Source organism: Niallia sp. FSL W8-0177, from assembly GCF_038006285.1.
In the GTDB taxonomy this organism is placed as follows: Bacteria; Bacillota; Bacilli; order Bacillales; family Cytobacillaceae; genus Niallia; species Niallia circulans_A.
The window spans coordinates 3,669,531-3,684,089 of sequence record NZ_JBBOUX010000001.1 but is presented as its reverse complement, the minus strand read 5'-3'; the positions used below and the strand labels follow the sequence as shown (position 1 = coordinate 3,684,089).

General features: G+C 35.5%; 11 protein-coding genes and 1 riboswitch. Of the genes, 9 read left to right on the top strand and 2 right to left on the bottom strand.

Annotation, left to right across the window (positions count from 1 at the left end; all coding sequences use genetic code 11):
• Positions 1–10: 10 nt before the first annotated feature.
• From NST77_RS17915 to NST77_RS17875, 9 genes are all read left to right on the top strand, one after another.
• Complete coding sequence (locus tag NST77_RS17915) at positions 11–838, top strand: polysaccharide pyruvyl transferase family protein (protein WP_095332685.1); 828 nt, start codon at positions 11–13, stop codon at positions 836–838.
• A 158-nt stretch (positions 839–996) separates the two neighbouring features.
• The gene (locus NST77_RS17910) at positions 997–2,553 is read left to right on the top strand and encodes a lipopolysaccharide biosynthesis protein (protein ID WP_176474240.1); all 1,557 of its coding nucleotides are present in this window, start codon (positions 997–999) and stop codon (positions 2,551–2,553) included.
• Positions 2,554–2,644: 91 nt separating this feature from the next.
• Positions 2,645–3,676, top strand: coding sequence for a glycosyltransferase family 2 protein (locus NST77_RS17905; protein ID WP_341123343.1), 1,032 nt, complete (start codon positions 2,645–2,647; stop codon positions 3,674–3,676).
• A gap of 450 nt (positions 3,677–4,126) precedes the next feature.
• On the top strand, positions 4,127–5,293 hold the full coding sequence (locus tag NST77_RS17900; RefSeq protein WP_341123342.1) for a nucleotide sugar dehydrogenase: 1,167 nt from the start codon (positions 4,127–4,129) through the stop codon (positions 5,291–5,293).
• Between the two features lie 171 nt (positions 5,294–5,464).
• Positions 5,465–7,390 carry a heparinase II/III domain-containing protein gene (locus NST77_RS17895; protein ID WP_341123341.1) on the top strand — a complete coding sequence of 642 codons (1,926 nt, stop codon included), beginning with the start codon at positions 5,465–5,467 and terminating at the stop codon, positions 7,388–7,390.
• Positions 7,391–7,948: 558 nt separating this feature from the next.
• Positions 7,949–10,033: a BglG family transcription antiterminator gene (locus NST77_RS17890; RefSeq protein ID WP_341123340.1), complete on the top strand. Its 2,085-nt coding sequence runs from the start codon at positions 7,949–7,951 to the stop codon at positions 10,031–10,033.
• Positions 10,034–10,048: 15 nt separating this feature from the next.
• Complete coding sequence (locus tag NST77_RS17885; RefSeq protein WP_095332703.1) at positions 10,049–10,339, top strand: PTS sugar transporter subunit IIB; 291 nt, start codon at positions 10,049–10,051, stop codon at positions 10,337–10,339.
• 23 nt (positions 10,340–10,362) lie between these two features.
• The gene (locus NST77_RS17880) at positions 10,363–11,748 is read left to right on the top strand and encodes a PTS ascorbate transporter subunit IIC (protein ID WP_341123339.1); all 1,386 of its coding nucleotides are present in this window, start codon (positions 10,363–10,365) and stop codon (positions 11,746–11,748) included.
• Between the two features lie 27 nt (positions 11,749–11,775).
• Positions 11,776–12,486, top strand: a complete 711-nt coding sequence (locus tag NST77_RS17875) for a transaldolase (RefSeq protein ID WP_341123761.1) — start codon at positions 11,776–11,778, stop codon at positions 12,484–12,486.
• Positions 12,487–12,658: 172 nt separating this feature from the next.
• On the opposite strand, the gene NST77_RS17870 is transcribed toward NST77_RS17875, so the two are convergent.
• Together NST77_RS17870 and NST77_RS17865 are read right to left on the bottom strand one after the other, a co-directional pair.
• Entirely contained in the window at positions 12,659–13,192 is a 534-nt protein-coding gene (locus NST77_RS17870; protein WP_206426434.1) for a phosphoribosyltransferase family protein, read from the bottom strand.
• Positions 13,193–13,210: 18 nt separating this feature from the next.
• Entirely contained in the window at positions 13,211–14,284 is a 1,074-nt protein-coding gene (locus NST77_RS17865) for a guanine permease (RefSeq protein WP_095332711.1), read from the bottom strand.
• Between the two features lie 73 nt (positions 14,285–14,357).
• Positions 14,358–14,459: riboswitch (purine riboswitch) on the bottom strand.
• Positions 14,460–14,559: the final 100 nt, after the last annotated feature.

Sequence of the window (14,559 nt, the reverse complement as noted above, 5' to 3'; positions counted from 1 at the left end):
AGGACTATATGTGTCTAGGATAAAAAGATTTTTAATGAGAAATGAGCTGTCTATTGGATATAAGAAATCGCAAAAAAATAAAGTTAACCTAGAGTGGTGGAATAAAAAGCCCAATTTAGGTGATGGATTGGCAATTGTGATATATGATTGGATGCTTGATTATTACGGCTTGGACAAAGAACAAAAGGTAAATGGTACGAAGCATTTATTAACTGTTGGCTCATTGATTGGCATGGGTGGTTTTGATGCTACAGTTTGGGGAAGTGGAATCCATAGTGTCAGTAGTATGGAAGCAGTGGTAAAACAAAAAAAAAATAGAAAATATGATATCCGTGCAGTTAGGGGACCAATAACGAGATGGTTCTTGCAAGGCATCGGATATGAATGCCCGGAGGTATATGGAGATCCAGGTATATTGCTGCCTTTAATCTATAAGCCAGAAAATGTAGAAAAAAAATACCCAATTTCGGTGATATACCATATGTCTCAGAATGGAAAAGATGGAAACCGACGAGATGATTTGAATTATATCAATATAGAAACATACGATCATAAGTCTTTTTTGAACGATGTAGTTGCATCAGAGCTTGTTATTTCGTCTACTTTGCATGGTATTATTTTGGCAGAGGCCTATGGAGTTCCGGCTATTTTTTTAAAAAAGGGAATGGATCAGGAAATTATAAAGTTTTATGACTGGTACTTCTCAACAGGAAGAACTTCAGTTAAAATGGCTGAAACGCTAGATGAAGCTCTTAAAATGCAGGCAATGGAACTACCGAACCTATCGGAAATGCAGGAACAATTGATTGCTGTTTTTCCAAAAGATATCTGGAATTAAATTTAATAGTATTTATGGAAATATTACTGAACAGAATGATATATTTATCATTCTTTATATATGTTAACTAATATGTATTAACCATTACAATTATGTTGATTGTATTGATAATGAATTTTTTCAATTCACATGAAACGTAATTGAGGGGGATTTTACAAGTGAAAATAGAACGCACAAAAAATGCAACACGTAATATCATCTTTGGCGGTATTTTGAAGATATATCAAATTATTGTACCGTTTTTAATGCGTACAGCAATGATTTATTGGATGGGTATTGAGTATCTTGGTTTGAATAGTCTGTTCACGTCGATTCTTCAAGTGTTGAATTTAGTAGAGCTGGGAATAGGATCTGCCATGGTTTTTAGTATGTATAAACCCATTGCAGAAGATGATGAAAAAACCATCAGTGCATTGCTACGCTTATATCAAATATATTACCGTGTGATTGGGTGTATTATTGCGGTTGTAGGCTTGATAATTTTACCTTTTATACCGAGCTTGATTAGTGGTGAGGTACCTGGTGGATTGAATGTTTATATTCTATATCTATTAAACCTAGGAGCAACTGTACTTTCTTATTGGCTATTTGCATATAAAAATAGCTTGTTAAATGCACATCAACGAAATGATGTGATAAGCAAGGTACAACTGTTTACAAACACTTTTCAGTACGGTTTACAATTGTTAGTTTTGTTTATCTTACAAAATTATTACTGGTATTTAATCGTTGCACTTTTTACACAGGCGATGACCAATATTTTAACTGCCGTTGTTGCTACGAAAATGTATCCTAATTATCGTGCGAAAGGTAGACTCGAAAAAACAGTAATTAGTCAGATTAACAAAAGGATAAGAGACTTGTTTACATCAAAGGTCGGTGCGGTAATTCTGAACTCTGTAGATACAATTGTGATATCTGCATTTTTAGGTCTTACCATGTTAGCTGTTTATCAAAATTACTATTATATTCTATCTTCTTTAATTGCCTTAGTCACTATTGTATTTAATTCATGTACTGCAGGTATTGGTAATAGTTTGATTAAGGAAACAAAGGAGAAAAACGTAGAGGACCTGAAAAAATTCACATTGATTATTGTATGGATTTCCGGATTCTGTACAGTTTGCTTGTTATGTTTGTATCAGCCAATTATGAAACTTTGGGTTGGAGAAAGATATGAGCTTTCTTTTATTGCTGTAATTTATTTTTGTATTTATTACTTCATATACGAAATAAATCAACTCCTAAATTTATTTAAGGATGCAGGAGGAATTTGGAATAAGGATAGATTCCGTCCTTTAGTAACAGCTTTGGCAAATTTGATAATGAATTTGATTATGGTTCAATTTTGGGGAATATATGGAATAATTTTATCCACTGTATTAGCTACATTGTTGATAGGTATGCCTTGGCTACTACACAATATTTTTAGCGAGTTATTTGATAAAAGCGATATGTGGCCTTATTTAAGAAAACTTTTTCGATATGTCATTGTAACAATTTTGGCGTGTATTTTGACTTATATCCCTTCTAGTTTGCTACAATTTTCAGATTTTACTACGCTTGTTACTCGCGGGATACTTTGTTGTATAATTCCCAATGTCATTTTCTATCTGGCATATCATAAACAGATAGAATTTCGTCAAAGTCTTCAGCTATTTGACAAAATGACAAAGGGTAAATTAGCCTTGGAAAAACGGTTGTTACGTTATTGAAATAGTAATGATTAGGGACTATATAAGGCTTATTATGTTTATACAAATTTTCAAAAAATACTGAGGCAAGAAGAAATAAGAAGGTGATGCAATGAAAAAGGAAAAAGTATCTTTTATTATTCCGGCATATAACGCACAGAAGTATATATTGGATTGTGTCACAAGGATTCTTCAGATTCCATATGAGGAGATTGAAGTGATTGTGGTAGATGATGGCTCTACAGATTTGACACTAGAAAAACTGAAGACTATTATAGATCATCGTCTTATGGTAGTCTCACAGAAAAATAGTGGGGTATCGGCAGCTAGAAATACCGGTATTCGAAAGTCAACTGGTAACTATATTGCATTTGTGGATGCTGATGATTTAGTGCTCCCCGAACAGTACAGTAAGATTTTGAACAGTGTAGGCTTTGATAAAGAGATTTACATGTTTGCATATGCTGTTATGAACCAAAAAATAGTGAGGAAAGTACCATTACCGCTCGAACCAGGTTGCTATAACGAGGCTGATGCAAGGTTACTTTGTGAAAGGCTTTACGATGAGCCTTTCTCTAAAAACTATAAAGCAACATATTTTGGCGGGAAGGTATATCAATACCTATTTTCGCGAAAATTTTTGCTTGATAATGAGCTTGCTTTTCCAACGAATATGAGGTTTGCAGAGGACTGTATTTTCTGTTTTTCTTGTTTTAGAGTAGTTAAGAAATTTGAAGTGTTGGCAGCAGAGTCCCCTTATCTGTACGTGGTATATAGTGAAAGTGCGAGTCACTCCTATAGGTCGGACTTTTGGAATGAACTGAAAAAATCGTACATGTCCGCCTGTAACCTTGCAGGAACTGAAGTCGGGCATAAGAATGAACTATATTTCCATTATGGTAATGAAGTAGTTCGTCGTACTGTACTGCATTTTTCCAATTGGAATCAGAAGAGGCAAGCTTTGGAGAAGATTCGTGAGGTCATGCAAGATCAGGAGTTCCTGGAGGCAGTAAAGGGAGTTCAGTTTGATAGTTGGACGTTTAAAGAACGTATGTTTCTGAGCTTGTATCGAAAACAGAAAGTGGAATTTGTCTACCTGATGATGAGGGCAAATAATATATTAAAAGAGTATTTAAAGAGATGAAGAACGATAGTATTACTCACGTTTAAGTAGATGATTTGTTCATCTTCTGACAAAGTGAGTGAAACATGAAATTCATGCTCTATCAGAGTTGAAGTTTACTGAAGTTCAAACTGGTTAGGTTTTATAAAAATTAGATATCGGGCTTCTCAAAAAGACAACAAACAAATTAGATAAAGAGAAGGGAAAATGAACTTTCGCTATAGTTTTTTTTCTTACTTTTTATTGAAAGAAACAGGAATAATACTAATTAATTACTAGTTTACAAGTGAAGAAAACCCGCCAAAGGCTTGCTAGAGAAGAATATGGTTAGGTTAGAAAATGTTAGTAACAGGATTGATGCGAGCAAATTATTTGTGGAGAATATCAGGCATATTTCGAGAAGCAGTATACGCTTAAAAAATTTTTGTTTTTTATTTGAATACTAGTTTATCAAGGGAGAGATATAATTAAATGAAAATAACAGTTGCAGGCACTGGCTATGTTGGATTGTCTAATGCTATTCTTCTAGCTCAACATAATGAAGTTATAGCACTTGATATTATTCAAGAAAAGGTGGATTTGATCAATAATAAGAAGTCACCGATAATTGATAATGAAATTGAGGAATATTTAGCGACAAAGGATTTAAATTTGACAGCAACAACAGATAATTATGCTGCATTTAAAGACGCAGAATATGTAATTATATCTACTCCAACTAACTATGATCCGGAAAAAAACTATTTTAATACAAGAACGGTTGAAGCCGTAATTGCGAATGTATTATCCATTAATCCAGAAGCTATTATGATTATCAAGTCAACTGTTCCTGTTGGATACACAGAGAAGATTAAAGAAAAGTTTGAAACGGATAATATTATCTTTTCACCAGAGTTTTTAAGAGAAGGTAAAGCACTATATGACAACTTGTATCCATCTCGAATTGTATTGGGAGAACAATCAGAAAGAGCAAAGGTGTTTGCTAATATGTTAGTCCAAGGTGCAATTAAAGAGAATATAGATGTTTTATTCACAAATTCTACTGAAGCAGAAGCTATTAAATTATTCGCTAATACATATTTAGCGATGAGAGTTGCATTCTTTAACGAACTCGATTCTTATGCTGAAGTAAGAGGTTTAGATTCAAAGCAAATTATTGATGGTGTAGGCCTAGATCCAAGAATCGGAACCCATTATAATAACCCTTCCTTTGGTTATGGCGGTTACTGTTTACCAAAAGATACAAAGCAGCTACTAGCTAACTATGCAGATGTTCCTAATAATATTATGACAGCAATTGTTGATGCTAATAGAACAAGAAAAGATCATATTGCAGAAATGATTATCAAAAAGAATCCAAAAGTTGTTGGTATTTATCGCTTAACAATGAAAATGGATTCAGACAACTTTAGACAATCAGCCATACAAGGTGTCATGAAACGTATTAAAGCAAAAGGTATTGAAGTGGTTGTTTATGAACCAGCATTGCAGGAAGAGACTTTCTATAATTCAAGAGTGATTAATGATTTCGATCAATTTAAAGAAATTTCTGATGTGATTGTTGCCAATAGATTATCTAGCGATTTAGCAGATGTTGAAGACAAGGTTTATACGAGGGATTTATTTAGTAGAGATTAGAAATAAAATTATAAAATACTCTTTACCAATATAGGTAGGAGTATTTTATTTTTATTAAATAAGACTAATACTGGGAAATAAAAGTAAATATTTAACGTTTAAATGTGAGAGTAATTATTTTGAGTTAATCAACAAATATAGAAATAATATAAAATGAATGGGAGGTTTGGGATGAAAATAAAAAAGAAATTTTCATATTTTGTATTAATTCTTATTATTTTTTTTAGTAGTGTAACCATCCATAGGGATAGCTCAAAACAGAATAATGTTGAATATAAAGGAAAAAATAATATTTCTTCTTTAAAGGAACCAGCAGCACAAGTGATTATAAATGACCTAAAGAGAGTATCTCCTAATAAAAAGCATCCCAGACTATTAGCAACAAGTGAAGATTTTGAAAAAATAAAAGAATCTCTAAAAACTGATTCAAATTTAAAGCGTTGGTATAAAGAGCTGACAATAAATGCTAATAATTTATTAGAAAAGCCTGTGGTGACATATGAAAAATCAGATGGTGTGAGATTACTGCCAATTAGTAGAACTGTCTTAGACAGAACCCTAACATTGTCTTTAATGTATAGGTTGAGTGGTAATAAGTTATATGCTGAAAGAGCTTGGAAAGAGTTGGAGCGAGTATCTGATCGAAATAGGTTCTATGATTGGAACCCTGCACATTTTTTAGATACAGCTGAGATGGCTGCGGCAGTAGGAATTGGTTTTGATTGGCTTTATGATTATTTAGATCAGAACCAAAAGGATATTCTAAAACAGTCCATACTTAAAAAGGCACTTAATCCAGCACTTATAGTATATAATGATCAAAATAGTCAAGCTCAAATACCTACTTTTTGGAGAGATGAAAGTAATAATTGGAATACAGTTTCTAATAGCGGTATATTAATTAGTGCCTTGGCAATCGCAGATGAATCACCATTTACCGAAAGAATTACGGGTGAAATTATTCAAAAGTCTCTTTCTTCATTAAAAACTTCTTTAATGTCGTATGGTGACGATGGAGGAACGGAAGAAGGACCTGGATATTGGAATTATGCAACAAAATATTTGGCATTGCTTTTCTCCTCTTTAGAAACTTCTTTAGGTACAGATTATGAGTTTTCCAAAGTAAAAGGAATAGCCAATACTGGATATTATGCAATCTATACCAAAGGAAATAATGGCGCATTTAATATAGGTGATTCTCAAGAAGATAACTTTATTAAATCACCACAATTATTTTGGTTTTCTAATAAATTTAATAAGCCGGAATTGGCAGATAGTGTGCTAAAAACATATAGTCCTCTAAATATGATTTGGTACAGACCAAAAGAAGAAAAAAATTATTCCCTTCCATTAGACAAAATGTTCAATGGTAGTGCTGGTATTGTAACTATGAGAAGTTCATGGGATTCAAAGTCATCTTTTGTAGGCATACATGCTGGTGATAATCAAGCTAGTCATGGCGATTTAGATATAGGGACATTTGTAATTGATGCATTAGGTGAGAGATGGGCTATTGATCTTGGTATGGATAATTATAATCTTCCAGGCTACTTTGATAAGAAAAGCAAGCGCTGGAATTATTATAGGAAAAGAGCAGAGGGTCAAAATACACTAGTGATAAATCCAGATGAAGGTCCAGATCAAAATATTTTTGCAAAAGGAAAAATAATAGACTTTACTTCAAAGAAAAATGAGGCTAGTACCCTTATTGATATGACAGATGCGTATAAAAATGCTAAATCTATCCAAAGAAGAGCATCTTTGATTAATGATAGAAATGACATACTTATAGAGGATAATATTACATTAAGTACTCCATCAGAAATTTATTGGTTTATGCATACTCGAGCAAATATTGGTCTAAGTGTAGATCGAAAAACAGCTATATTGGTAATGGGTGAAAAGTTCATTACAGTAACAATAAAGAATCCTTCTAATGCTAAATTCTCAGTAATAGATGCTAAACCATTATCTAGTTCGCTTGGTGAAAACCAACAACAAAATCAAAATAATAATATTAAGAAATTAGCTATTCATTTAGAAAATGTTAAGGAAACGCAGATTTCAATAGAGTTCGAGACCCAGTTTACTAAATAGCAGGCTGATAATCTGTAACCATAAAGAAATTCCTCTGCGACATTTATTGATGGACTCAGGTAGGAGGGAGCAGAGGATGGCATTCAAAACTAGAACAGGCAACAAATCGCAGATACAATTCTTATAAAACCCTGGTTGATGGCGAATTTTGATGAGGGAACGTTATGGTTTAACGCTATCTATATAATTCCCACAGAAGTTGAAAAGCGTATAACAAGGTAAATTATGCATAAAGATTCAGATAATACAAGCGGCCATTGGAACGAATATTGTTCTAATGGCTCTTTAATTACTTTGTATTTTTAATAACAATAGCTTTTCCCCCGCACTTCCTGGCTCAGATGTCTGCAAATAGTGGCTCAAAACTCCTCACTGCCTGCTTAAACTATTTGCAACACTCCCTCTTAATTAGAATTAGGTACCTTCCATATAAGTAAAAAACAATAGACCTCAAAATCAATCCAATCTTGTTCAAACGAACTAGCCACAATTCGGACTAAATGAATACGCTTTCTTTCGTTAGAATATTTTATACTGTACGTAGAAGGAGGTAGGAAGATGTTGGATCAGAGGGCGGCTGCTTTATTACAGGTATTAAAAAATTATGGTCCTCAAAGAATCAAGAGATTAGAAAAGGAGTTAGGATGTACGCGGCGACAAATTACGTATGATGTAAAGAAAATCAATAATTGGTTAATAGATCAGGGGATGCCCCCTATTAAAAATGATCGTTCAAGAGGGTTAATCTTTCCTAATCAATGGAAGGAACAGGAAGAAGGAAAGATACCGGTCGTAAAGACAAATACTTATATTGCTTCACCAACGGAAAGAAAAGGGTTAATTCTATTAAAAATATTTACGAATACAGAATATGTGTCTGTGAATCACTTCATTGATTTACTTAAGGTAAGCAAAAATACGGTCCTTACTTCTATTAAAGAAGCATCTAAGCTCGCTGAACAATATCATGTAATTATTAAGTATACAAGAAGGCATGGTTACGAATTGGTTGGGGAGGAAGGTAATATAAGGTTTCTCATGATGCTTTGCATTTCGGAATTTATACGTTATGAGGAAGGATCTGAGCTATTAAAGGACTTATACAATCAAGAAAATGGCCAAGGGGCTTATGAACATAGTCACAAAAAGATTGCTGCTATTATAGCAGAAATGGAAAAACAGCTTGGCATTAAATACGTTGAAGAAAAGGTCCAAGAAGTAATCGTCTTTCTGCTTTTTCTTCTATTGAGAATACAAAAAGGAGGCAGTATTTTCTATCCAGATGATAGGAGAGAAATCATTGCGAACTTAAACGAGTATAAGGTTATTTCTGAAAAAGTCACCAAACTTGGCATTTCAAAGGAGACTGATGAACACCTTTATATAACAAGCGTTCTGATAGGATTGCAATGCAAGGATAGCCATCTAAACGAAGCTTCATTCTTAATGGAAAGGCAATTATATGCGTTGACACAAGTAATCATTCAAGAATTCGAACTGCTAGCCTGTGTGTCGATTTCCAATCAGAAGGAGTTAGCTCACTCTCTTTATTATCATATTAGACCGGCTTACTATCGAATGTTATTTCATATTCCTATCGTCAATCCATTATTAAAGCAAATAAAGGAAGAATTTCCGGATTTGTTTGTGTTAGTAAAAAAGGCGCTCAAGCCATTAGAGGAATTCGTAAACCGTCCTATTTCGGAGGAGGAGGCAGGTTATATTACCTTACATTTTGGTTCCTATGTGGATGCGGCAAATATTCAAGTGGATCTGCGTAAAAAGGCAGTCATTGTTTGCCCGAATGGAATGGGGACATCTAATATGCTCAAATACCAGATAGAAAAGCTTGTGCCAGAGGTAGAAATATTAGCTATTTATTCCCTAAGTGACTATGACTATCAAAGGGAAGATGAATTTGATTTGTTGTTTTCAACCATTCCTTTTCAAACAACAAAACCAATTATTATGGTTAATCCTATTTTAACAGCGTTAGATAAAGCGCGTATTCTTCAGGAATTTGATTTTCGTGTTCTCAGGAAAAAGGATTTAAAAGGAGTCAGCGTTAATCAAATAATGGAAGTCATCAAGCCTTTTACGACCATCCATAATGAAAATGGACTCTATGAAGCACTTTGTGATTTAGTAATGGGGCATACTGCTGCTCATTTTAGGGGGTACAAACCAGTGATAAGTGATCTATTAAAACGAGAATTGATTCAAATAAAAGATAAGGTAGATAGTTGGCAGGAGGCAATTCGTGTTGCTTCGTCACCATTGCTTGACATACAAGCGATAGAACCACGCTATATCGATGCAATGATTACCAATATTGAAAAGCTGGGATCTTATGTTGTTCTCGCCCCGCATGTAGCGATTCCACATGCGAGACCAGAAGAAGGTGTGAAAAAATTAGGCATGAGTCTACTTAAATTGCACGAACCTATTTCTTTTTCACCAGATGATCCAGAGAAAAATGTTCACTTGATTTTTGTATTGGCTGCTGTAGATAATCATTCGCACTTAAAAGCATTAAGTCAGCTAACAGAATTATTAGAGGAAGAGGAGAATATCGACCAAATGATAGAAATGACAGCAACTGAATCATTTCTCGAGCTTATTCAAAGCTATAGTGAATTATAAAGGAGATGTTTAACAATGATTACAATTGTAACCGTTTGCGGAAATGGGATTGGCAGTAGTTTAATGTTGAAAATGAAGATAGAAGAAATTTGTGCAGAATTGGGAATTCCAGCACAGGTCGAATCATCTGACTTTAACGGAGCCAAGGGAAGAAACTGTGACTTAGTCGTGACGATTGATGAATTAGCAAAACAATTTGATAGCACGGCGCAAAGAGTTTGTGTGGTAAGGAGCTATATAAATAAGAAGAAAATTAAAGCGGATGTCCAGGAAGTGTTGCAAGAGGTTGCTTCTAATAAAAAATAACATACGGTTGAGGGGGCTTTAAAATGGGCTTTTTAACAAATGTTTTAGAATTTCTTAAGGATATTCTCTCAGAGCCAGCACTTTTAATAGGGTTAATTGCATTCATTGGCCTTGTTGCATTGCGGAAACCATTTCATAAAGTTTTAACCGGTACACTTGGTCCTATTCTCGGTTATATTATGCTGAGTGCAGGTGCATCCTTTATTGTTGCCAATCTGGAGCCATTGGGAGCAATGATAGAAAAAGGGTTTAACATCCAAGGGGTTGTTCCCAATAATGAAGCAGTAGTTGCTACCGCTCAAAAAATGCTTGGTGTAGAAACGATGTCGATTTTATTACTAGGTCTCATTCTTAATATCGTCATAGCAAGGTTTACAAAGTACAAATATGTATTTCTAACCGGTCACCATAGCTTTTTCATGGCTTGCTTGTTATCCGCAGTGCTAGGTGCATCTGGTTTATCAGGAGCATTACTCGTTATGATCGGTGGCTTTATTTTAGGCGCATGGAGTGCGATTTCCCCAGCAATCGGGCAGAAATATACATTAAAAGTTACGGATGGGGATGATATTGCGATGGGCCATTTTGGGAGCATCGGATACTATCTGTCTGCATGGGTTGGAAAGTTTGTGGGAAGTCCAAAGGATAGTACGGAGAAAATTAATATTCCGGAGCAATGGTCCTTTTTAAGAAATACAACCTTATCTACGGCACTAACGATGTGTGTTATTTATCTTATAGCAGCAATCGCAGCTGGTTCAGAATTTGTTAACACCCTATCGGACGGGGTGTCCCCTTATTTATTTGCTATTATGAGTGCTTTGAAATTTGCCATTGGTGTAACAATCGTTTATAACGGGGTGCGGATGATTCTTGCAGACCTTATTCCGTCCTTCCAAGGAATTGCTACAAGGATAATCCCAAATGCAGTTCCAGCAGTAGATTGTGCCGTCTTCTTCCCGTATGCACAAACAGCGGTAATCATTGGCTTTATCTGTAGCTTTGCAGGAGGAATTATTGGAATGCTCATTCTTGGATTTGCTGGTGGTGTATTAATTATACCAGGGCTCGTTCCTCATTTTTTCTGTGGAGCTACGGCTGGCGTCTATGGAAATGCAACAGGCGGAAGAAAAGGAGCAATGCTTGGTTCTTTTGTAAATGGGTTGGCACTAACCTTCTTACCTGCATTACTTCTCCCTGTATTAGGAGATTTAGGCTTTGCCAATTCTACGTTCGGTGATGTGGATTTTGCTCTAATTGGGATACTTCTTGGGCAAGCAGGAAACCTATTTACCACAGCTGGCATCTACGCGATTATCTTTTTGCTAGTACTCATTTTAATTATTCCTAACTTTATTAAAACGAAAACCGTTACAATCAATCATCTCGATGAAGATTCCAATATGTAGGAGTGGTGGAGTAGAATGGATAAATTAATCGATCAATTAAACGTCAAAATCTATGCAGATGGAGCAGTATTAGCTGATATGTTAGCAGCATATAAAAGTGGAATCATCCGTGGATTTACGACAAACCCAAGTCTAATGAAAAAAGCCGGTATTCAAGACTATGAAGCATTTGCAGTCGAAGCACTTCACTATATACCAGATTTGCCAATATCTTTTGAGGTATTTTCCGATGACTTTGCCATCATGGAAAAAGAAGCAGAAAAGATAAATAGCTGGGGAGAAAATGTCTATATTAAAATACCAATTACGAATTCGATGGGGCAGTCATCTATTCCCTTAATCCAAAAACTATCCAGTAAAGGAATGCAATTAAACATTACAGCCATTTTAACACTAGACCAAGTCGAAGAAACGGTTCAAGCCTTCAAATCTGGAACAAAGAATATTGTTTCCGTATTCGCCGGCAGAATTGCAGATTCGGGAATTGATCCTATCCCCACTATGAAAGAAGCCGCCAAAATATGCAGCAAAAAAGAAGGAACGGAGCTATTATGGGCCAGTTCGAGAGAGCTATTAAACATCATGCAAGCAGACGCATGTGGCTGCTCGATCATCACCTGCTCTCCAGACATCCTTAACAAACTAGCAAACGTAGGAAGAGACCTAAAAACTATATCCCTCGATACAGTAAAAATGTTTAATAAAGATGTACAAGAATTAGGGTATTCCATTATTTAGCGGGACGGTTCCTCCTGCTTTCTTTTTGGGGGAGTATTGTAGAGGTTTCGGCGTTGTTTTTAAAGTGAATAAAATAATGAAGAGCCATTAGAACAATGTTTGTTCCAATGGCTGTTTTTACGACACGATTTTTTTAATCCTTCACAAAAAACATCCTCTGTATCCCAACCTATTAAAACACAGGCAACTTCTCTAAATAAACGATATCATCTCTTTCGGCAGCATCTCCTTCAGCAAGAATGGCAGCTTTTGAAACAATGATTCCTCCTGCTTTGGTAACGAGTTCCTCGAGTACTCGTATCGACTCTCCAGTGCTAATGACATCATCAATTATGGCAATGCGTTTTCCTTTAATCTTGGCGGCGTCTTTTCCATCTAAACAGAGTAATTGTTCTTTTTGTGTGGTAATGGATACGACTTGATTGATTAGCGGTTCGTCCATATAGGGTTTTACACTTTTTCGAGCAACAATATATTCTGACATGTTCAGTTGTTTCGATAATTCATGGACGAGGGGAATTCCTTTTGCCTCAGCTGTTACTAAATAATCGATGTCTTTCAATTGCTCAGCTAAGAGGGAAGCGGCTGCAACGACGATTTCTGTATCGCCTAAAATAACAAAGCTTGCAATCTTTAAATCATTTGAAATAGGGATAATCGGTAACTCTCTTTTTACTCCGGCAACAGTAAGTGAATAAGTCTCCATCATAAATTCTCCTTTTTCTTAAACTCCAAAGAGTCCTAGTAAAAATTCCATCACAACGCCAGCTAATAACCCTAAAAATGGATCGGCAATGGCTGTTACGATGATAGTAATGGCTCCAACAATAGGGGAACTAGCTTCTGTACCAGTTAGTGCAGCTGTTGCATTGCCTGGTAATGTCACAATCGCCCCTAAGACGAAAAGGAAACCGGCAATGGATGAACTAGGTACATATTTTCCAATCTTCGGCAAAAGTTTGAAGAACAGGATCGCTGCCATGATGGCCATTGTTAGAACTCCTGCCCATACTGCATGGGGAGCAGAGGCAGTAGCGGAAATAATGATTTCCACAGGTCCTCCACCAAATAGAGAAGAGACCATATCTGCTAAACTACTAATAATCGTTAGCGTGTCAATATTTACATTTGCTCCGGCGATTTCTCCATTGATTTTTCCAAAGGCAATATTAGCACCAATATTCAAACAAACAAGAGCGAGTGCCCCGCGAATAACAGAAGGGTTGAGAATAAACTTTTGGAGCTTAAATTTATCTTCTGTTAGCATATTTGTTACAGTGGCAGATTCTTTTTTAGTGAAATGATAGACAATGCTAGAAAGCAGCACAGAAACAGTGATGGTATATACTAAGTCTTTTGAAATAATATAGGTTAATAAGGCACTAGCGAATGAAGTGACCCCAATCAATCGATCGTTTTTTGCCATATCCCAGGCAACCTTTGCAAGCATAAAACCAACACCAGCCATCATCCCATTTGTAATAACAGGACCAATCCAGGCAACGATTTGTTCCATCAATCCAAAAGCACCTATAATAACTAATAAAAAGGCACCAAAAAAGATGGAAGAGAGCCGTTCGCACATATTTTTCCCCATTGTTCCTGCAACTGTTATGGTTTCCGCCTGAAAGGAAATAACGGCAACATTGCTTGTTAAGCTATTCCCAGCAGCACCTACAAGAAAGGCAAGTGCGGTTGGCACGGACGCAAAGCCAAAAGATAGCGCCAGTAACCCTTGGGGCAATCCATTTAATACAACACTTAATGCTGCTAGTATGTCTTTTAGTATATCTTCCATTTTCCTTCTCCTTTACTATTTCCCGCAATGTCCTATAGAAAAAAACCGTTCAGCAAAGTAGAACGGTTTCTAGAAAAAGAAATTTTCCGTCCATAGTAGAGTGATTTAGGGCCACTCTGTAGAGACTCCCAGACCATATTACCGGGATTATACGGGTTATTTACGTACAATATTTACATTGTAACTTAAAAAGTTCGTATTTTGAATAAAAATTTTGAATAAATAGAAGATGAGGACTTCTTTTGGCAGTAGAATCTGCTGAAGGATAGAATAAA

What these genes read in the sequence shown, in the direction of transcription:
- NST77_RS17905 (WP_341123343.1), top strand. Translation starts at nt 2,645, where the DNA reads ATGAAAAAGGAAAAAGTATCTTTTATTATTCCGGCATATAACGCACAG.
- NST77_RS17900 (WP_341123342.1), top strand. Translation starts at nt 4,127, where the DNA reads ATGAAAATAACAGTTGCAGGCACTGGCTATGTTGGATTGTCTAATGCT.
- NST77_RS17895 (WP_341123341.1), top strand. Translation starts at nt 5,465, where the DNA reads ATGAAAATAAAAAAGAAATTTTCATATTTTGTATTAATTCTTATTATT.
- NST77_RS17890 (WP_341123340.1), top strand. Translation starts at nt 7,949, where the DNA reads ATGTTGGATCAGAGGGCGGCTGCTTTATTACAGGTATTAAAAAATTAT.
- NST77_RS17885 (WP_095332703.1), top strand. Translation starts at nt 10,049, where the DNA reads ATGATTACAATTGTAACCGTTTGCGGAAATGGGATTGGCAGTAGTTTA.
- NST77_RS17880 (WP_341123339.1), top strand. Translation starts at nt 10,363, where the DNA reads ATGGGCTTTTTAACAAATGTTTTAGAATTTCTTAAGGATATTCTCTCA.
- NST77_RS17870 (WP_206426434.1), bottom strand. Translation starts at nt 13,192, where the DNA reads ATGGAGACTTATTCACTTACTGTTGCCGGAGTAAAAAGAGAGTTACCG.
- NST77_RS17865 (WP_095332711.1), bottom strand. Translation starts at nt 14,284, where the DNA reads ATGGAAGATATACTAAAAGACATACTAGCAGCATTAAGTGTTGTATTA.